Raw genomic sequence first — 18,888 nt, 5'->3', positions numbered from 1 at the left:
GCCTCTTGGCTGGAAAGGGCTTTCGCAAGTTCAACAACAACGCGCAAAGCCCGTATTGGCTCACATCCAAACAATCGCACATAGTGCTCCCGCGCCGGCCGATTCGGGCGATAGCTGTGTCACGGATCAACCCGGAAAACAGCCATGTACGCCTACACCGCCTCCAGAATTTCGCTGCCGTCACGGTCTACCCTGCCCAACCTGCCTGAGGCTTTCGAGCCCGCACCGCTGCAACCACTCAGCTTCTATTCCGCAGGTGCGGAAATCTACGCCCAGGGCGAGAAGGCCGGAGCCTTCTACCAGGTGGAGTTCGGCGCTGTCCGCGTCTATCGCCTGCTTGCTGACGGCCGCCGGCAGATCAGTGCCTTTCACCTATCCGGAGAGACATTCGGCTTCGAAGCCGACACNGTCTGCGATGCGTGGAAATCGTCAGGCACAACGCGCTTCAGAACATGAGCGAGTGAATGACAACATGCTCCGGGCCACGCGGAATGTAGCCTAGCCCTCGGCATCACCGGCGATCAGCCGAGGGCCGATTGCGGACTGGATGATTCTCCTCGGCGGCGGGGTTCGAGTCCACGTTGTGGGCATCTTAGAAAAAATATAATGAAATCACATAGTTATATGTGAATTTTGGTGGGCCCGGAGGGACTCGAACCCCCAACCAAGCGGTTATGAGCCGCCGGCTCTAACCATTGAGCTACAGGCCCCACGCGCGCTGGATTAGTGTTTTTCCTTGCGCGGCACAAGGCTTTCCGGACGGGCTGGCCGAGATCGCCCAAATCAGCCCATATTCGCGCCCTAGTCGACAGGCGCGACTGGATCGCACATCGAGGAGATTTTCATGACCAGACATATTTTGCCGCTCGCACTTGCCGCCGCGATCGCTTTTCCGGCGATGGCAAGCGCTGCCGATTCGCTGCCCCCGCCCCGGATCATCGTGTCGGGTGAAGGCCAGTCGACCGTGGCGCCTGACCTGGCGCTGCTGACGCTCAGCGTCATGCGCGAGGCCAAGACCGCACGCGCGGCACTCGACGCCAACAACGACGCCATGGCCGCCGTGATCGCGGCAATGAAGTCGGCAGGGATCAAGGACCGCGACCTGCAGACCGCCGGCATCCAGATCAACCCGCGTTACAACTACACCAACAAACCGGACGGCAGCCAGGAAGCCGAGCTTGTCGCCTACCAGGTGACCAACACACTCTCGGTGCGCATCCGCGACATCGACAAAACAGGTGAGATTCTCGACAAGGCTGTGTCGCTCGGCGTCAATCAGGGCGGAGGCATTTCGTTCTCCAACGAGGATCCGAAAGCTGCCGTCACCGAAGCCCGCAAGAAGGCGGTCGCCGATGCCATGGCCAAGGCCAAGACGCTGGCCGAAGCCGCCGGCGTCAGCATAGGCCGGGTGCTGGAAATCACCGACCAGAACGTTGCGCCGGCGCCGATGCCGATCAATGCAAAGGCCTTCGATGCGGCAGGCGCCGCGGTTCCCGTGCAGGCCGGCGAGAATGCCTACGCCGTGCAGGTAACAGTGACATTCGAGCTTAAGTAGCAGGCCGCCGGGCTGGGCGCGGTTCTGCTGAACCCGTCGGCCGGAACCGCAGATTTCCGACATGAAAAACCCCGGAGGACTGGCCTCCGGGGTTTTTTCGAGCCGCACCTTTCCGCGGAGGGAAAGGGGCTCCTGGCTGACCCTAGAAGGGTCATGCCGCTACTCCTGGTACTCCAGGCTGATCCTGGCAGAGGAACATGCCTCCGGATCGACCTTCGCAGAAGGTCGTATCCCAGACTGATCTTCGCAGAAGATCAGTCTGGTTCTCTTAGCGATAGATAACCGGGCAGCCGCGCTCATTGGCGAACACGACCACTACGCGATCGCCATACTGGCGGCCGGCGACCTTCACCACGCGGCGATTGACATCGACGATGCGGACGCGGTGCAGGCCCATGCGCTCGGCCTTGTCGAGGGCGCGGTCCGGCGAGCAGCGGCGCCAATTGCGGTCACGGCGAAAGCCGTCCTCATCGTCGCCGGTGTAGACGCCGACGCGGCGGTCATGGTTGTTGCCGAAGCCGAGATAGATCGAGTCCGCCTGGGCGGGCACTGCGGCAAGGGTGCCGAGAGCTACGAGACCCGAAAGGGCTGCCGTCTTGAATGAGTTGAACATTGTCTTCTCTCCTTGTTGAGGGCTTGCGCCCGTCTTGGTCGAACCGATGGGGGGAGAATGCTCCTTGCAATCTGAACTCTTCGCGAACCGGCCGTTCATTTTCGGTTAATCTGCCCGACAGGTCAAAAGCAACCGCCCCTTCCACCGCTGCAAACGATCCTGACCGTCAAAAACGTCCAATGGCGCGGAACGCCCTATGGCAACGTCCGTTCCAGAATGCTCAGGGCTCGTCGTCGAGCATATAGTCGAAATAATCGTCCGGCTCGGCCAGATCGGTCTCACTGGCGCGGACGCGGCCGCGCATGGAGATGCCGGCATCATGAACGGTCTCGGCACTTCCCGACACCAGCCTGTGCCACCAATAGAGGTCGTGCCCCTCGGCAACCAGCCGGTAGGCACAGGTTTTCGGCAGCCACGTGATGGTGCGCACATTCTGCGGCGTCAGCCCGACACAGTCCGGCACGCGCGCCAGCCGGTTGGCATAGTCCGAACAGCGGCAGCTTTGCCCATCGAACAGCCGGCAGCCGACTGATGTCCAGTAGATCTCGCCGGTATCCTCGTCCTCGAGTTTAGACAGGCAGCATTTTCCGCAGCCGTCGCACAGCGATTCCCACTCGGTGGGCGTCATCGCTTCCAGCGTCTTGGTCTTCCAGAACGGCGTTTCCATTATGGGTCGAGATGTGGCCTCCGCATGCGGCAAGGTCAAGCTGTTGTGTGACTTCAAGTTCCGGCCGCACCATAGGAAAAACATGAAGTTGCCTTCAAAACGCCGGTCAATCGTCCTTGGGTGCGGGTAATGCCTGCAAACCGGAACCAATCCGGTCAAGGACAGTTTGGGCAGGGATGGGACCCCACAAGGAGAATTTAAGATGAAACGCCAACCACGGGTACTGGCAGGTACGGCACTTGGCCTGCTTATGGCATCCGCGCCGTTGGGCGCATCCCCGTTGCAGGGCAACGCCGTTTTCGGCCCCTTGCAGCACACGGCCGCGCCACTGATCCTGGTCCAGGACGACCCTGCTGCAGATGGTCAGCAGACCGACCAGGAACTGCCGCGCAAAAAGAAACGCCAGCAGGCCGAACAGGCAGCGCCGGCCGCCGAGCAGCCTGCACCGGCTGCAGAGCAACCCGCCCCTGCCGCCGAGGAACAACAGCCGCGCAGGAAGAAGCGGGATCAGCAGCAGACCGAGCAGGCCCCGGCCGAACAGGCCGCACCTGCCGCCGAGGAACAGCAGCCGCGCAAAAAGAAGCGCAATCAACAGCAGCAGATCGAGGCGGCGCCTGCGGATGAGGGCGGCGCCCAGGCAGCGCCGGCGACCGATGAGCAGCCGCTCAAGCCACGCAAGAAGAAGCGTGACCAGCAGCAGATCGAGGCAGCACCGGCTGAACAACCGGCCGAACAGGTAGCTCCGGCAAATGAAGAACAGCCGCTAAAGCCACGCAAGAAGAAGCGCGACCAACAGCAGATCGAAGCGGCGCCCGCTGAACAGCCGGCCCAGCAGCCTGCCGAGCAGGCAGCGCCCACCGAACAGGTGGCGCCGGCAAACGACAACAAGTCGGGCAAGAAAAAGCGCAAGCAGGATCAGCAGATTGAGGCCGCGCCTGCCGACAAAGCGCCAGACGTCAAAGTTGCGCCTGCCGGAGAGCCCGCGCCGCAGGCCGAGCCGATTCAGCCCCCGGCCGATCAGCAAGCGGCTCCCGCCGAAGGTGAACAGCCGAAGGATCAGGCGAAAAAGCACGGCAAAAAAACTGTCGGCGAACAGCCGGTGACGGGCGAACAGCAGCCTGCGACCGGTGAACCACAGCCTGCGGAGCAACCGGCCAATGCCGAGCAGCCCGCGCAACGTGAGACGCCGGCGCAAGGCGAAGCCACGGCCAACCCCGACGAAGCACCCATCCTGGACAGCCAGAAGGATGCCAGGCGCAAGCACCGCAAGGACCAGGGCGGCAACAGCCAGAATGGCGACGGCCAAAATGGGAACGGCCAGAATGCTGGCGGCCAGACGGGCGAGCAGCCCGCGCAGGGCGGCACCGAGGCGCAAGCCCCGAAGCCGGCTCCGGTCGACCAGGGACCGCCGCCCACCGACGACAGGTCAGCTCAGCAGGCAATTCAGCCAGAAAAGATCGCCCCGGTGACGGAGGAAAAAGGCAAACGCGTCGAGCGCGCACCCGATGAGAACGTCCGCGACCGCCGGCGTCCGAAAGGCGTCGACGTCGTCAAGGAACTCGGCGACCGCGTCATCCTGCAGTTCAACAACCAGACGATCGTGGAAAGCAATGACGCTCCGCGCATGCACCGCGGCGCCAGGAATGTTTACTATGAGGAACTGTCGGGCGATCGCTCTCGGGAAATCGTCGAGCGCGACAATGGCATCCAGATCGTCACCATCCGCAACCGCAATGGCGACGTCATCAGGCGATCGCGCATCACGCCGGATGGGCACGAATATGTGCTGAGCTATGTCGACGAGCGCAGCTATGACGACGACAATGACTGGCGCGATCCCGGTGACGACCTGCCGCCGATGCGGCTCACCATCCCGCGCCGCGAGTACATCCTCGATTCGGAAGATGTCGAAAGCCCGGACGATTATTACGAGTTCCTCGAACAACCGCCGGTGGAGAAGGTCCAGCGCCTCTATTCCATCGACGAAGTGAAGCGTTCGGCGCGCGTGCGCGACATTGCCCGTCGCGTCGACCTCGATACATTGAACTTCGAGTTCGGCTCGGCCTCGATATCCGACACCGAAGTGCAGAAACTGGAAGGCGTCGCCACGGCCATGGAGAAACTGTTGAAGAAGAACCCGGCCGAAACCTTCCTGATCGAAGGCCACACCGATGCGGTTGGCACGCCGGAAGCAAACCTTGCTCTGTCCGACCGGCGCGCTGAGTCTGTCGCCGAAGCGCTGACCAATGCCTTCGGGATCCCGCCGGAAAACCTGACCACTCAGGGCTATGGCGAGGAATACCTGAAGGTCAACACCACGGCGCCCAACCGCGAGAACCGCCGTGTCGGCATCCGTCGCATCACCTCGCTGGTGGCACCGGTGGCGAGTAACAATTGATCTGCTTTCCAATGGCTTGAGCAGCTTTCTGGAATCAGATCGACAACAAGGACCCATCCCGGCAGATCGGGATGGGTCGAGCTGCGGACAGCAATCCCGGTTCAGCAAGAATTGTACTGGTATTAGAACCGGCTCATTGAATAGAGCGGCCGCCCTCCCCAGATTCAAGCCTGGGCGTTCCCTGCCCCGTCCCGACTCCAGCGGGATGCATTGAACCCCGCCGGCCCTCCCGGCGGGGTTTTTTTGCGTCGCAATTTGCCTTGCAAACTGCGGCAAGCTGATCGAAATACCCCAGTCGACCTCAGAAAGCTGACCGGAACCGCTGCATGAAACGTCTCGAACTCGCCATCGAATCGATCATCCTCGCCTCACGCTGGCTGCTGGTGGTTTTCTACATCGGGCTGGCCCTGGCGCTCGCCGTCTATGCGCTGTCCTTCGGCAAAAAACTCTACGAGTTCGTCATGGTCGCCTTCACACTCGACGACACCGACACCATCCTGAAGATGCTCGGCCTCATCGACGCCGCACTTGTCGCCTCGCTGGTGGTGATGGTGATCATCTCCGGCTACGAGAATTTCGTCAGCCGCTTCGACGACCAGGATGGCGGTGTGCACTGGCTGGGTACGATCGATGTCGGTTCGCTGAAGGTCAAGGTCGCCTCGACCATCGTCGCTATTTCCTCGATCCACCTGTTGCAGGTGTTCCTGAATTCGTCTTCCTATACGATCGACCAGCTGATGTGGCTGACCATCATCCACCTCGCTTTCGTCGTCTCGGCGCTGATGCTGGCCTATATCGACCGGCTGATGGGACTGAGCAAAGGCAAGAAGGGCGAGGAGTGATGAGCCCCTTTCTCCCCGTTCATGGGGAGGTGAGGCTGGTCCGCACAGCGGGCGAAAAGCCAATTGCTTGGTTTTTCGAAAAACGCCGGCAGGTGGATGAGGAAGCAGCGCCGTCGGCCCGTGATTTCCGTCAGTAGATGCTTTTGACGTTCGTCGGCGAATTGGCAAATACCGCGTCCGGCACGAAAAAGTCGCCGGCCAGCGGCCCGGTCGCGCCCGGCGCATAGACCGCGAAATCGGTCACGCCCTCGGCCCGCAGCACCTCTTCATCGATGTAGAAATTGCCTGATGTCTCGCGCGATGAGCGCATGAAGATGGCGTGTGCGGCATCGGCCATGATGTCGGGTAAGCGGCTCATCGCCGCCACCGTCGCGCCGCCGAGCAGATTGCGCACCGCAGCCGTGTCGATGGTCGAGATCGGCCACAGCGAATTGACCGCGATGCCGTCCTTGGCAAACTCGGCGCTCATCCCCAGCGTGCACATCGACATGCCGAACTTGGCCATGGTGTAGGCGACATGGTTCTTGAACCATTTGGCCTTCATGTCGAGCGGCGGCGCCAGATTCAAGATGTGAGGATTGCTTGCCAACTTCAGGTGCGGAATGCACATTTTCGACACCAGGAAGGTGCCGCGCGTGTTGATCTGGTGCATCAGATCGTAGCGCTTCATGTCCGTCTCCAGCGTGCCGGTGAGCTGGATGGCGCTGGCATTGTTGACGCAGATATCGATGCCGCCGAACTTTTCGACGGTCTTGGCAACCGCCTCAGCCACCTGCGCCTCCTCGCGGATGTCGCACAAAACAGGCAGCGCCTTGCCGCCGGCCTGCTCGATCTCCTCAGCTGCCGAGTAGATCGTGCCCGGCAGCTTCGGATGCGGCTCGGCGGTCTTGGCCGCGATCGTCACATTGGCGCCGTCGCGCGCAGCTCGCAGCGCGATCGAAAGACCGATGCCGCGCGACCCGCCGGAGATGAACAGCGTTTTTCCCTTGAGCGACATGTCTTGGCACCTCCCTTGCTACATCACTGACGCGAACCATTGCGCGGCGGCAATGCACTGCGCAAGGCCTCGGCAGCCTGCAACGGGTTACGCAACGTAGGCTCAAATGGATAAGGGGGTTAGACCAGCACCAGGCCCTGCCGCATCGCGATCGCGATGGCATCCGTGCGGTTCGCAGCACCCAGCTTGATCAGGATCGCGGCGACGTGGAACTTTGCCGTGTGCACGGAGATGTTCAGCCGCCGCGCGATCACCTTGTTGGGCGCGCCTTCGGCCAGCAGCGCCAGCACTTCGGCCTCGCGCGGCGACAGCGCCGGACGGGCGGTAGCGCCATCGTCCAACGGCTCCTCGCCGAACAGCCCGCTATGGCTTCCGCCGTTGGCGGCGCCATCGAAATCGTCGTGGCGAGCGGGCGTCGAACGCCCATCCCTGGACACCCGGTAGCCGGCCGCCGCTAGTCTGACGGCAGCCGCGATCAGATTCGCATCCGACGCCAAAGGCAGCACGGCAAGCACCCGGTTTTCCGGCCGGCCAGCGCTCGCGGATAGCAGCACCCGTGGGATTGCGCTGTTGCCACCATCGGCCCGATCGAGCCAGGCCGCACTGTTCGCAACAGCGTCATCGACGACAGCGACGTCGGCAATCCCGCTGCCGGCCACGACCGGAAGCAGATCGTCCGCCATGGCAAGCGAAGCCGACAGGCGCTCGGCACGCGCGGCATCGTGCAGCGCGATCAGCACCACGAGCTGGCGTCCGCCGCCCGCCACCTCCGGCCCACCCACCTCCGGCCCACCCGGCTCCGGCCTTGTCAGCGTGTCGCTTTCCATCGGCCCTCTCAGCTCAGCGGCTTTTCACCGACGGTCAGCGCGACATCGCGCTGCTCGCCGCCGCGCACCACGCCGAGCGTCACCGCGGCGCCCGCGCTATCCGGCCCAAGCTTTCGGATCAGTTCGCGCGGGCCGTGCACGGCCTCGCCATTCCACGCCACGATGATGTCGCCCAGCGCAAGGCCGGCGGCCTTGGCCGGACCATTGTCGTCGAGGCTCATGACCATGGCGCCGCGCGCCGCGCCGTCACGGATCGGGTGCAGGCCGGCGCCGAGATAGCCGCGCGCGACATGGCCCTTTTCCCGCAGCGTCGCCACGGCCCGCTCGACCGTCTCATAAGGCATGACCAGCGCACGACCACGCGGCCCGAACAGCAGCATGCCGATCAGCGCGCCCTTGGCGTCAAGCACCGGCCCGCCCTCNACGGCGAGATTGATGCGCCGATCGATGCTGCCGCCGCGCATCGAGCGCCAGGCGGGGCCGACCTCGCCGACCGAACCCGAGACGGCCAGCGCCGAACCCTGACTGCTGCCGATGGCGATGGCAAGATTGCCGGGCCGTACCGCGTCAGCCTTGGCGAGCGCAGGCGCCGCGACCGCGCCGGCCGGCTTCAGAAGCGCTACGCCGGTCGACGGATCGCGACCGACCAGTTCGGCCTTCACCGCTTCGCCCGAAGCCAATGTCAATTCGATCTCCTCACCGGCCTCGACAGCTTCCTCGGCGGTGACGAAATAGCCGTCACGCCAGTGGAAGGCGCTGGCGGTGCGATGGTGATGGGTGGCGAAACTTGCCGTTGCCGGCGCAGCCTTGGCGGCGAGATCGGCGATGGCCTCGGAAAATGCATTAAGGTTGAAGTCACTCATGATGATCTCCTGGGTTTTCTCATGCCCCAGATATCGCTCGGCAGTGCGCCCGGAGGTACTCGTCTGACGGCTAGTTACTGGTTTGACTGGCCATCTGGTCAGGTCGCGGCAGTTCGAGCCACTCCGCACATATAGTCATCATCGCGCCTGAAAACACGGAGCCCCGCCAATGGCCCTCGCCGCCCACAAATTCGAAACCGACGACACACTGCTCGACGCCTATTCGACGACAGTCGCCGACGCCGTCGACCGCATCGGCCCAGCCGTCTGCCGCATCGAGCGCGTCGGTGGCCAAGGTGGCCATGGCTCCGGCTTCGTCATCACCCCGGACGGGCTGGTCGTCACCAATTTCCATGTCGTTGGCGATGCCAAAACGGTGCGCGTCTCTATGCCCGACGGCGCCTCCAGCGAAGGCCGTGTGCTAGGCCGCGACCCCGACACCGACATCGCGCTGGTGCGCGCCGATGGCAGCTTCACCGAAGTCGCGCCGCTCGGCGATTCCAAGCGGCTGCGGCGCGGCCAGATCGCCATTGCCATCGGCAATCCGCTCGGCTTCGAATGGACCGTAACGTCAGGCGTGGTCTCCGCACTTGGCCGTTCGATGCGCGCCTCGACCGGGCGGCTGATCGACGATGTCATCCAGACCGATGCCGCGCTCAATCCCGGCAATTCCGGCGGACCGCTGGTGTCGTCGGCAGGCGAGGTCATCGGCGTCAACACCGCCATGATCCACGGCGCGCAAGGCATCGCCTTCGCGGTCGCTTCCAACACCGCCAATTTCGTCATTTCGGAGATCATCCGCTTCGGCCGCGTGCGCCGTGCCTTCATCGGCATCTCCGCCGACACCACCAACCTGCCGCGCCGCGCCGCCCTTCTGTCGCAAGTGACCACCAGTACGGCGGTACGGCTGCGCAGCGTCGAGAAAGACGGACCCGCGGCGAAGGCCGGCCTCAGGGAAGGCGACATCATCGCGTCAATAGACGGTCGCCCGGTCACCGGCGTCGACGACCTCGTGCGCATGCTCGACGCCGAACGCATCGGCCGCGAGACGCTGTGCACCGTGGTGCGCCGCACCGGCGTCAGCCAGGTGACGGTGACGCCGGTAGCAAGGGCGAGTTGAGCCCTTATCGAGGGTTGAGCACCCGCCCGAGCAGCGACACCAGCAGTCGCGCAAGGTCACCGGTCGGGTCGAGGTCGGGATCGTAGATCGTCATGTCCAAGCCGGTGCAGCGCTGGTCCGCTGTCAGCGCCGACAGAATGGCAACGAGTTCATCGGGGTCGATGCCGGGGCTGCCGGGCGAATCCACCGCCGGCATCACCGTCTGGTCGAGCACATCGACATCGAGATGCAGCCAGTAGGGACAGCCGGCGCGCGCCAGCGTCGCTCTTGTCTTTTGCAACACTCCAGCCGCGCCGAGTTCCTGCGCGGCAAAGACGTCGATGCGCGTCACGGCGGTCGCATTGATGTCGGGCCAGGCAAAATCGGCATCGCGGCTCTCGCGTTCGCCGATCTGAACCACCGCCTCGTCGGCGACGAGCGGACCGACAACACCTGGCCATTGCGCCAGCAAAGCCTCGCCGCGTCCGGTGGCAAGTGCCAGATCCATGCCGGCAACCGAGCCGAGTGAGGCATTGACATCGTAGTTGCCGGGATGGCGGAAATCGCTGTGGCCATCGACATGGACCAGGGCGACCGCGCCCGAGCGCCGCGCGGCGACCAGTGCGCCAAGCAGGATCGAGCAGTCGCCGCCGATGATCAGCGGGAACTCGCCTTGCCCAAGCGCACCGGTGACGATCTCGGCAAGATCGAGGTTGAAGCAGCGGATCGCCGGACCATTACGCAGCCTAGTGCCCGGTTGCGGTTCGGTACTGTAAGCGGGTCTGTCGAGATCGACCACCCGCCCCGGCGCCAGCGACTCGATCAAACCAGCTTCGCTCAGCGCCTGCGGCGCACGCCAGGTGCCGGGCACATGGCCCGGCTCCAAGGGCCGAAGGCCGAGATTGGATGGCGCACGAACAAGGCAGATGTCACGCATGCGGCAGGCCCAGCTTCAACATCACCAACATAGACCGCATGGTGCGGGTCCGGCCACAGCGGCCGGAGCCGCTGCCGACATTTGCTGCCATTGTTCAGGCGCCCGCCGCGCCCGCCGCGAATTGCGCCTGAAATTCCGGGCTGAGCGGGATCGGCTTGATGACGTCGATCAGCACGCCATTGGGATCCCTGGTGATGAAATGGCGCTGGCCGAAGGGTTCGTCGCGCAGCGGGCACAGGATCGGCAGGCCGGCCGCAACGATCCGTTCATAGACAGCATCAGGATCCCTCACCTCGAAATTGATCAGGAGCCCCGATGTGCGGCCGCGCCCCCCCTCGGGGATCGTCTCGTGGTCGCCCTGGACGATACCGAGATTGACCCGGCGATCCTCGGCAGACTGCAGATGCACATACCAGTTGCTCGCAAACAGCGGCTTGAAGCGGAAGTGATTGATATAGAAGGCTTTTGTGCCGGCTACGTCGCCCGTCATCAGCACCGGATAATAGCTCGTCGTCTTCATCTTTCTTTCTCCCGTTAGCCAACATACAGTTTGCATGTAATTCGAAATAACATACAGGCTGCATGTATGCAACGAGAAACCCCGCGCCGCTCCAACCGCGACCGCACCGAAGCGACGCGCGCCGACCTGATCGCTGCGGCGCGCAAACTGTTCATCGAAAAGTCCTATGCCGAGACCGGCACGCCGGAGATCGTTGCGGCCGCCGGCGTCACCCGCGGCGCGCTCTATCACCACTTTGCCGACAAGCAGGCGCTGTTTGCCGCCGTGGTCGAGCAGGAGGCGGCGGCGGTGGCGCAAGAGATCGAGCGCGCCTCGCCGCCTTCTTTGTTTGCCCGCAATGCGCTGATTGCCGGCTCGGACGCCTATCTCGCCGCCATGCGCGCGCCCGGCCGCACGCGGCTTTTGCTGCTCGACGGGCCGGCCGTGCTTGGCCGCGCCGCCATGGATGCGATCGACAATCGCCACGGCAACCGGTCGCTGCGCGAAGGCCTGGTTGCGGCAATGCGCGAACAGTCGATGACCAGACTGCCGGCCGATGCGCTGACCGCTTTGCTCGCCGCTGCCTTCGACCGCGCAGCACTTGCCGTCGAGGCCGGCGCCTCGGCCGAAGACTATCGCGCCGTGCTCATGGCTCTGATCGATGGGCTGTCTCCGGCTCATCCTCAGGCAGGTCGTCCGGGTCGAACTCGTTGAAGCAGCCGAGCTGGCGTTTGAACTGGTAGATCAGCCAGGCCGCCGCCGGTTTCGGGCTGCGGTCGGCGCGGTGCATGGCATAGAGCGATGAGCGCACCTCGCTAAAGGGTTCAAGGTCGAGTTCGACCAGCCTGCCGCTGGCCAAATCGTCCGCGATCAGCCAGCGCGGCAACCCGCCCCAGCCCAGCCCCTCGCGCATCAACGTATGCTTGATACGCACATCTGTCAGCCGCCATGTACGATAGGCAAAGACGCCGAAGTCGCGTCCCTTGGTGCGTTCCGACTGGTCGCTGACAACCAGCTGGGTGTGCTCTCGCGCATCCTCGAGCGCCACCGGTTTCGGCAGCAGTGCCAGAGGGTGGGTGGGGGCGGCAGCCAGTACGATCGACATGAAGCCGATGCGCACGAGATGCACGTCGACCTCGCCCAGCAAGCCACCGATGCCAAGATCCGACTGTCCGCTGACGACATGGTCGGGGATCAGACCGAGCGTGCCGATATGCAGTCGCATCATCACGGTCGGGAACTGCGCCTCGAACGCCTTCAGCACCCGCACCAGCACCGGCGAGGGCAGCGCCGCGTCAACCGATAGCGCAACTTCAGCCTCCAGCCCCTGATGGTGACCGTCGGCACGCGAACGGATGCGCTGCAGCACGCCGACCATGCGCCGGGCGTCCTCCAGCATCGCCCGGCCGATTTCGGTCAGCTGCGGCTCGCGCGTGCCCTCGCGCTCGAACAGTTTCAGGCCAAGCTGCGCTTCAAGATTGGCGATGCCGTAGCTGATGACGGACTGCGCGCGGTTAAGCTTGCGGCCGGCGGCTGAGAAGCTGCCGGTGTCGGCGACCGCAACCAGGATCTGCAATTGGTCGAGCGTCGGATTGGGTTGCACGGCATACCTACTTTATGGATGGATCGTATAGAAAATATACCAGTTTTTTGAATGGGTCGGTAGGCCCATATCAGGCGGGAGAAATCAATTCCCACTGGAGAGAACCGCTATGTCTATCCTGCTTGTAACCTCGAGCCCGCGCGGCGCTGCCTCGCACTCGACCCGTATCGCTACCGAATTCGCTGAAAAGCTCGTCGCCGCCGACCCGTCGAATACGCTCGTCGTACGCGACCTCGTGGCCAACCCGCTGCCGCATATCGACACCGATTATGCGACCGGCATCTACACCCCCGTTGAAGCCCGCACGCCGCGCCAGGCCGAAGTCGTCGGCGTCTCCGACATCGTGCTTGACGAACTGTTCGCAGCCGACACCGTGATCCTGGCCACCGGCTTCATCAACTTCAACATCTCCTCAACCCTGAAGTCCTGGGTCGATCACATCTCCCGCTCCGGCAAGAGCTTCTCTTATGGCGAGGGTGGTCCCAAGGGCCTCGTCACCGGCAAGAAGGTCTATATCGTACTCGCCTCGGGCGGCATCTATTCCGAAGGTGCGGCCGTGCAGTTCGATCACGCCATCCCCTATCTGCGCGGCGTGCTCGGCTTTCTCGGCATGACCGACGTCGACGTCATCCGGATCGAAGGCGTCGGCATGGGTCCCGACGCCGTGACCGCCGCGCTCGCCAATGCGACCGCCAAGGTCGATGCCGTGGTGGCCAAGACCGCGAGCGCGCAAATCGCCGCGTAAGCACACCCCGTCATTCGCATTGAAAAGGCAGGCGCTTCGGTGCCTGCCTTTTTCCTTGTCAGGCGGCGCGATAGGTTGCGTGTCGAAAACGGATCTATCGCGTTACTAGATTGCCGCGCAACGCCATTGGTTATTCGGCCTGTCTGCGTTATCGGTCGCTGATGTTCCTTTCCGTCGCGACAACCCATCATCCAGCCACAGATCTCGGCTTCTTGCTGCACAAGCATCCCGAACGTCTGCACGAGACTGACCTATCCTTCGGCAAGGCCTGGCTGTTCTATCCGGAGGCGACCGATGAGCGTTGTGAGGCTGTGCTTCTGCTCGATGTCGATCCGATAGGGCTCGTTCGGGGCAAAGGCCAAGCAGAGGGCTTGCTGGATCAATATGTAAACGACCGACCTTATACGGCATCGTCTTTTCTGTCTGTGGCTTTGAACAAGGTACTGCGGACAGCGATGACCGGCATCTCGAAGGAGCGCCAGCAACTGGCCGATAGCGACCTCCCGCTCGAAGCTGTGGTGACCCCGCTGCCGATGCGTGGCGGCGAGGCCCTGGTTCGAGATCTATTCGAACCGCTGGGATGGACCGTCAACCTGGCGCCGGTCGAAACTGTCGGATCTGGCGCGGGTGGACCACGATACGGTCATCTGAGGCTGACTGGCACCGGCCGCCTAAGCAGCCTGCTCAACCACCTTTATGTCCTGATCCCGGTGATGGACGACACCAAGCACTACTGGGTTGGCGAGGCCGAGATTGACAAGCTGCTGTCCAAGGGCGAGGGCTGGCTGGAAAACCACCCAGCCAAAGACCTGATCGTGCGCCGTTATCTGCGCAACCGAGGTGCGTTGGCCCGCATCGCCCTGGAGCGGCTGGCTCCGGAGACGGCCAATGAGGTCCTACCCCCCGAAGCCCGGGCTGCACCTGAGCAAGCGCTGGAGGCGCCCATCCGGCTGAACGACCTGCGCATGGACGCCGTGGTGCAAGCCATTCGGGCGACCGGAGGGACCAGTGTTGCAGATTTGGGGTGTGGCGAAGGCAAGCTGCTCTATCGACTCGTGCGCGAAAAATGGGTCCACAAGCTGTTCGGGCTCGACCCCGCTATTCGTGAACTGGAATGGGCCGCCAAGCGTCTCAAACTGAACGAGTTCGGGGGACCGCCTGAAGACCGGGTCACGCTGCTGCACGGATCGCTGACATATCGCGACAGCCGATGGGCGGAAGCCGACGTCGCGGTGCTGGTCGAGGTCATCGAACATCTCGACGAAGACCGGCTGCCAATGATCGAGCGTATTATCTTCGGCGAGACAGCGCCAAAATTCGTGATCGTGACTACGCCGAACGCTGACTACAACCCCTTGTTCCCCAGTCTGGCCGCCGGCGCTTTTCGCCATCCGGATCACCGTTTCGAATGGGGCCGGGTTCGGTTTGAAGCCTGGGCGGCCAGGATCGGCGAGATCTATGGCTATAGCGCCGCCTTAAGTGGCATCGGAGCCGTGGACCCCGTGCTCGGCGCGCCGACGCAGATGGCGGTGTTCACCCGATGAGAGAGCCAGACAAGACCGACCTCACCATCCCTGACTTCGCCCTCGTCGTGCTGATCGGCTCGACGGGATCGGGCAAGTCGACCTTCGCCGCCAGGCACTTCCTGCCGACCGAAATCATCTCGTCGGATCGCTGCCGCGCGTTCGTCAGCGACAACGAGACTGATCAGGATGTCTCGGCCGACGCTTTTGATTTGGTGCGCGAAATCGCCGGCAAACGGCTCAAGCATCGAAAGCTGGCCGTCATCGACGCGACCAATGTGCGACCCGCTGATCGCAAGGCGTGGGTCGAGCTGGCGCGCAAATGGCACGCTTTGCCGGTCGCCGTGGTCATCGATCCGGGTGTTGATGTTTGCGTCGCCCGCAACGCGCTACGAGCCGATCGTCCCTTCGGCGCCGGCGTTGCCCAGCGCATGACGAACGAAATTCGCAAGGGCCTCGGCGGCCTGCAACGCGAAGGTTTCCGTCAGGTCTGGAAGCTCACCGGCGAGGCCAGTATCGACGCGGCCAAGGTCTCGCGTCAGCCATTATGGACCGACAAGCGCGACGATTGTGGTCCTTTCGACGTCATAGGTGATGTCCATGGTTGCGCCGACGAACTTCAGACCTTGTTCTGTCAGCTCGGTTACAGCATCGCCTGGTCCGACGGCCATGGTGATCGGACCGTCACTGTAACGCCGCCAGAAGGCCGCAAGATCGTCTTTGTCGGCGACCTCGTCGATCGTGGTCCCAACGTGCCCGACGTCTTGCGCATCGCCATGAGCATGGTCGCGGCGGGAACCGCCTACTGTGTCCAGGGCAATCACGAACGCAAACTCAGCCGCTGGCTGGAAGGCCGCAAGGTCACGATCGCCCACGGCCTGCAGCAAACCATCGACCAGTTGGCCGCTCAGGATCGCGGCCTGCGAGAGGCTTTGCCGGCCTTCCTCGACAGCCTGCGCAGCCACGTCTGGCTGGACGGCGGACGCCTCGCCGTGGCACATGCCGGACTCAAGGAAGAGATGATCGGGCGCGGTTCCGGCGCGGTGCGCGAGTTCGCCCTCTATGGCGAAACCACGGGCGAAATCGACGAATTTGGCCTGCCCGTCCGTGCCGACTGGGCAGCCGCCTATCGGGGCAAAACCAGCGTAGTATACGGGCACACGCCGGTGCTGTCGGCTGAGTGGGTCAACAACACGCTTTGCATCGACACCGGCTGCGTGTTCGGCGGCAAGCTGACTGCCTTGCGCTGGCCGGAACGCGAACTGGTCGACGTGCCGGCAGTCGAGACCTGGTCCGAACCCGTGCGTCCCCTCGGTGGACCGGGCCTTGGCAAATCGGCACAGGCCGATGCCGACGGCGTGCTCGACTATCAGGATGTCTCTGGGCGACGCTGGATCGAGACCGAACTGAAAGGCAGGGTTGTCGTGGCCGAGGAGAACGCGTCGGCGGCACTTGAGGTGATGAGCCGCTTCGCGCTGTCGCCGCAGTGGCTGGTATATCTGCCGCCGACAATGTCGCCATCCGAGACCAGCAGCCAAGCCGGCTGGCTGGAACGCCCCGAGGAAGCTTTCAGTCATTTCCGCGAGCGTGGCGTCACCCAAATCCTGTGCGAAGAGAAGCACATGGGTTCGCGGGCAGTCATCGCTCTGTGCCGAAACGCGCAGACGGCGCGCGACCGGTTCGGGGTATCTGGCGACGAGACAGGCGCGATCTGGACCCGGACCGGACGCTCCTTTTTCAGCGACAGCGGCATGACGGAGCGCCTGCTCAATCGCCTGCGCGCCAGCGTCGACGCTGCGGATCTATGGCAGGAATTGAACAGCGACTGGTTGCTGCTGGACACCGAGATCATGCCATGGTCGGCCAAGGCAAGCAGCCTGATTGAAAGCCAGTACGCCCCAGTGGCAACGTCTGCGGCCGCTGGGCTCCAGGCCAGCCGCGAAGCGCTGGCCCGTGCGATGGCACGCGGCGTGGATACGGCCGCGCTCAAGGCTCGCATTGAGGACCGCGCCGCGCGTGCCGCCAGATACGCCACTGCCTGGGCGCCTTACGTGTGGCCGGTCTCGGGCGTCGACGACCTGAAGGTCGCGCCGTTCCACCTGCTGGCAAGTGAGGGATGCGTCTGGTACGACCAGAACCACGTTTGGCACATGACGCTTGCGGACCGTCTGGCTGCCGGGGGCGGCGTGGTAACGCGAACGCAATGGCGGATGGTTGACCTGGCCGATGCCGGTTCTTGTGCGGAGGCCGTCGCCTGGTGGGAGACGCTGACCGACTCAGGCGGCGAAGGGATGGTAGTGAAGCCGCACGACTTCGTCAGCCGAAACAAGAAGGGGCTCATGCAACCGGCGCTGAAAGTGCGCGGCCAGGAGTATCTTCGCATTATCTATGGCCCCGAATACGATGCGCCGGACAATCTCGTGCGCCTGCGCGAACGAGGCTTGGGTGGCAAGCGCAGCCTGGCGCTCAGAGAGTTCGCGCTCGGTCACGAGGCACTGAAGCGGTTTGTCGCCAAGGAACCGCTGCGACGTGTTCACGAGTGTGTTTTCGGCGTCCTGGCGCTGGAGAGCGAGCCAATCGATCCGAGGCTGTAGGCTACCCGAACATCCTCTCGCCTTGCTCGTCGACCAACTGCATGCCCTTCTTGATCGAGATGTCGACGGCGTCGTCCAGTCCGGCAAAGCGATCGGCGCGGATGAATTTGTGTTCCTTCATCACGCCGTCGACTTCCTTCGAAACCACGCCGCAAGTTTGGTACTGGCCGCCCTCCGCCTTGTAGGGCGTGGCGCTGATCAAAAATCCCTTGTGCTCAACCTGCTTTGCCGGTGCCGCGCTCTTGGGCTCGCCCCCCTCACCGCCACCACCGAAAAGACGCTTCAGAAAAGACATGGGGCTTCCTCCAACGGCAATCATCCTGCACCACGTCTCGCGGTGCAGGATGATTTTCAGTACCGTTCCTCAGTCGAACGGGCAAGCGTTCTCGCCAGGGGTCAACCGCGCGATAGCGCTTCCAGGGCTTCAGCGGCGGCTTCCAGGACTGCAATCGCCTCGGCCTGCTTTTCAGCCGGCGCGTCGACGAGATCGCCGAGCGCGGCACGCAGCCGGTGGCGCACGGCGCGGAACTCGTCGCGGGCTTCCGAGCGACCCCGTCCACCACGCCGTCCGCCTTCCTCGCCGTCGTCGTTCCAGCCGAACCAGTCCCGCGCCTTGGCCATCTTGCGGCCGAAGCGCTCGAGATGCTCGAGCACGCCGTCGATCATCTCGCGGTTCTCGGCGAGATGCGCCTGGCCCGCCTCGGTGATCGAAAACACCTTCTTGTTGCCGTCGGCGGCTGAAGCCGCATAGCCGGCCTCTTCCAGGAAGGTCAGCGTCGGATAGACGACGCCCGGGCTCGGGCTGTAGATGCCGCTGGTGCGCTCTTCCAGCGCCTTGATGATGTCGTAGCCGTGGCGAGGCGCCTCGGCCAGCAGCGACAGCGTGATCAGCTTGAGATCGCCGTCGGCCAGCATGCGCCCGGCACGAAACATGTCGCCCGGGCCGCCGCGTCCACCGCCACGTCCGCCGTGGCCGAACGGACCAAAGCCGCCGCCCCCTCTTCCACCAAATTTGCCTGCCATGTGCAGGAATGCGCGCTCGGCGCGCTCGCCAAAGGGATGATGTCTGTGCATGAATTGCTCCTTGAGTTATATCTTACGATACATCTTAATTAGGCTTACCCCG

At 63.6% G+C, this 18,888-nt stretch carries 18 protein-coding genes, 1 tRNA gene and 1 pseudogene; 9 read left to right on the top strand and 11 right to left on the bottom strand.

Annotated features, from left to right (window positions below; genetic code table 11):
* Positions 1 to 144 precede the first annotated feature (144 nt).
* Positions 145 to 405, top strand: a pseudogene (locus tag X726_RS143555) (cyclic nucleotide-binding domain-containing protein); the annotation flags it as partial.
* Positions 406 to 634: 229 nt separating this feature from the next.
* Here the strand turns inward: X726_RS143555 and X726_RS143560 are convergent.
* A tRNA-Ile gene (locus X726_RS143560) sits at positions 635 to 710 on the bottom strand.
* A 134-nt stretch (positions 711 to 844) separates the two neighbouring features.
* On the opposite strand from X726_RS143560, the gene X726_RS143565 reads away from it, so the two are divergent.
* Positions 845 to 1,555: an SIMPL domain-containing protein gene (locus X726_RS143565; protein ID WP_023672467.1), complete on the top strand. Its 711-nt coding sequence runs from the start codon at positions 845 to 847 to the stop codon at positions 1,553 to 1,555.
* Positions 1,556 to 1,823: 268 nt separating this feature from the next.
* Here X726_RS143565 and X726_RS01000000167450 read toward each other — a convergent pair whose 3' ends face one another.
* Both X726_RS01000000167450 and X726_RS143570 read right to left on the bottom strand, forming a co-directional pair.
* Positions 1,824 to 2,168: a hypothetical protein gene (locus X726_RS01000000167450; protein ID WP_023672466.1), complete on the bottom strand. Its 345-nt coding sequence runs from the start codon at positions 2,166 to 2,168 to the stop codon at positions 1,824 to 1,826.
* Positions 2,169 to 2,388: 220 nt separating this feature from the next.
* Positions 2,389 to 2,835, bottom strand: a complete 447-nt coding sequence (locus X726_RS143570) for a YcgN family cysteine cluster protein (RefSeq protein WP_023672465.1) — start codon at positions 2,833 to 2,835, stop codon at positions 2,389 to 2,391.
* Between the two features lie 202 nt (positions 2,836 to 3,037).
* On the opposite strand from X726_RS143570, the gene X726_RS143575 reads away from it, so the two are divergent.
* Positions 3,038 to 5,233 carry an OmpA family protein gene (locus X726_RS143575; RefSeq protein ID WP_023672464.1) on the top strand — a complete coding sequence of 732 codons (2,196 nt, stop codon included), beginning with the start codon at positions 3,038 to 3,040 and terminating at the stop codon, positions 5,231 to 5,233.
* A 326-nt stretch (positions 5,234 to 5,559) separates the two neighbouring features.
* Entirely contained in the window at positions 5,560 to 6,075 is a 516-nt protein-coding gene (locus X726_RS143580) for a TIGR00645 family protein (protein ID WP_023672463.1), read from the top strand.
* 130 nt (positions 6,076 to 6,205) lie between these two features.
* On the opposite strand, the gene X726_RS143585 is transcribed toward X726_RS143580, so the two are convergent.
* The 3 genes from X726_RS143585 to X726_RS143590 all read right to left on the bottom strand — a co-directional run bounded on the left by X726_RS143585 (position 6,206) and on the right by X726_RS143590 (position 8,762).
* Positions 6,206 to 7,072, bottom strand: a complete 867-nt coding sequence (locus X726_RS143585) for an NAD(P)-dependent oxidoreductase (RefSeq protein ID WP_023672462.1) — start codon at positions 7,070 to 7,072, stop codon at positions 6,206 to 6,208.
* A gap of 119 nt (positions 7,073 to 7,191) precedes the next feature.
* Complete coding sequence (locus tag X726_RS1000000170765) at positions 7,192 to 7,899, bottom strand: helix-turn-helix transcriptional regulator (protein ID WP_156933719.1); 708 nt, start codon at positions 7,897 to 7,899, stop codon at positions 7,192 to 7,194.
* Positions 7,900 to 7,907: 8 nt separating this feature from the next.
* Entirely contained in the window at positions 7,908 to 8,762 is an 855-nt protein-coding gene (locus tag X726_RS143590) for a S1C family serine protease (protein WP_023672460.1), read from the bottom strand.
* A gap of 169 nt (positions 8,763 to 8,931) precedes the next feature.
* Here X726_RS143590 and X726_RS143595 point away from each other — a divergent pair, with 169 nt between their 5' ends.
* Positions 8,932 to 9,882 (top strand): trypsin-like peptidase domain-containing protein, encoded by a 951-nt coding sequence (locus tag X726_RS143595; RefSeq protein ID WP_023672459.1) that lies wholly within the window; start codon positions 8,932 to 8,934, stop codon positions 9,880 to 9,882.
* A gap of 4 nt (positions 9,883 to 9,886) precedes the next feature.
* Here X726_RS143595 and X726_RS143600 read toward each other — a convergent pair whose 3' ends face one another.
* On the bottom strand, positions 9,887 to 10,798 hold the full coding sequence (locus X726_RS143600; protein ID WP_023672458.1) for an arginase family protein: 912 nt from the start codon (positions 10,796 to 10,798) through the stop codon (positions 9,887 to 9,889).
* Between the two features lie 94 nt (positions 10,799 to 10,892).
* Complete coding sequence (locus tag X726_RS143605; protein WP_023672457.1) at positions 10,893 to 11,318, bottom strand: VOC family protein; 426 nt, start codon at positions 11,316 to 11,318, stop codon at positions 10,893 to 10,895.
* A gap of 66 nt (positions 11,319 to 11,384) precedes the next feature.
* Here X726_RS143605 and X726_RS143610 point away from each other — a divergent pair, with 66 nt between their 5' ends.
* On the top strand, positions 11,385 to 12,011 hold the full coding sequence (locus tag X726_RS143610) for a TetR/AcrR family transcriptional regulator (protein WP_023672456.1): 627 nt from the start codon (positions 11,385 to 11,387) through the stop codon (positions 12,009 to 12,011).
* Here the strand turns inward: X726_RS143610 and X726_RS143615 are convergent.
* Positions 11,944 to 12,900 carry a LysR family transcriptional regulator gene (locus tag X726_RS143615; RefSeq protein ID WP_023672455.1) on the bottom strand — a complete coding sequence of 319 codons (957 nt, stop codon included), beginning with the start codon at positions 12,898 to 12,900 and terminating at the stop codon, positions 11,944 to 11,946. The two genes, X726_RS143610 and X726_RS143615, sit on opposite strands and share 68 nt — an antisense overlap.
* A 109-nt stretch (positions 12,901 to 13,009) precedes the next feature.
* Between X726_RS143615 and X726_RS143620 the strand changes: the two genes are divergently transcribed.
* From X726_RS143620 to X726_RS143630, 3 genes are all read left to right on the top strand, one after another.
* On the top strand, positions 13,010 to 13,645 hold the full coding sequence (locus tag X726_RS143620) for an FMN-dependent NADH-azoreductase (RefSeq protein ID WP_023672454.1): 636 nt from the start codon (positions 13,010 to 13,012) through the stop codon (positions 13,643 to 13,645).
* Positions 13,646 to 13,755: 110 nt separating this feature from the next.
* Entirely contained in the window at positions 13,756 to 15,189 is a 1,434-nt protein-coding gene (locus X726_RS143625) for a 3' terminal RNA ribose 2'-O-methyltransferase Hen1 (protein WP_245272158.1), read from the top strand.
* Entirely contained in the window at positions 15,186 to 17,762 is a 2,577-nt protein-coding gene (locus tag X726_RS143630) for a polynucleotide kinase-phosphatase (RefSeq protein WP_023672452.1), read from the top strand. The genes X726_RS143625 and X726_RS143630 overlap by 4 nt, the downstream gene beginning before the upstream one ends.
* Position 17,763: 1 nt before the next feature.
* On the opposite strand, the gene X726_RS143635 is transcribed toward X726_RS143630, so the two are convergent.
* Positions 17,764 to 18,057, bottom strand: a complete 294-nt coding sequence (locus tag X726_RS143635) for an HlyU family transcriptional regulator (protein ID WP_023672451.1) — start codon at positions 18,055 to 18,057, stop codon at positions 17,764 to 17,766.
* Positions 18,058 to 18,158: 101 nt separating this feature from the next.
* The gene (locus X726_RS143640) at positions 18,159 to 18,836 is read right to left on the bottom strand and encodes a PadR family transcriptional regulator (protein ID WP_023672450.1); all 678 of its coding nucleotides are present in this window, start codon (positions 18,834 to 18,836) and stop codon (positions 18,159 to 18,161) included.
* Positions 18,837 to 18,888: the final 52 nt, after the last annotated feature.

This window comes from Mesorhizobium sp. LSJC285A00 (assembly GCF_000503155.1).
GTDB lineage: Bacteria > Pseudomonadota > Alphaproteobacteria > Rhizobiales > Rhizobiaceae > Mesorhizobium.
The sequence above is the reverse complement of the archived record's forward strand: the minus strand, read 5'-3'. Positions and strand labels throughout refer to the sequence as shown.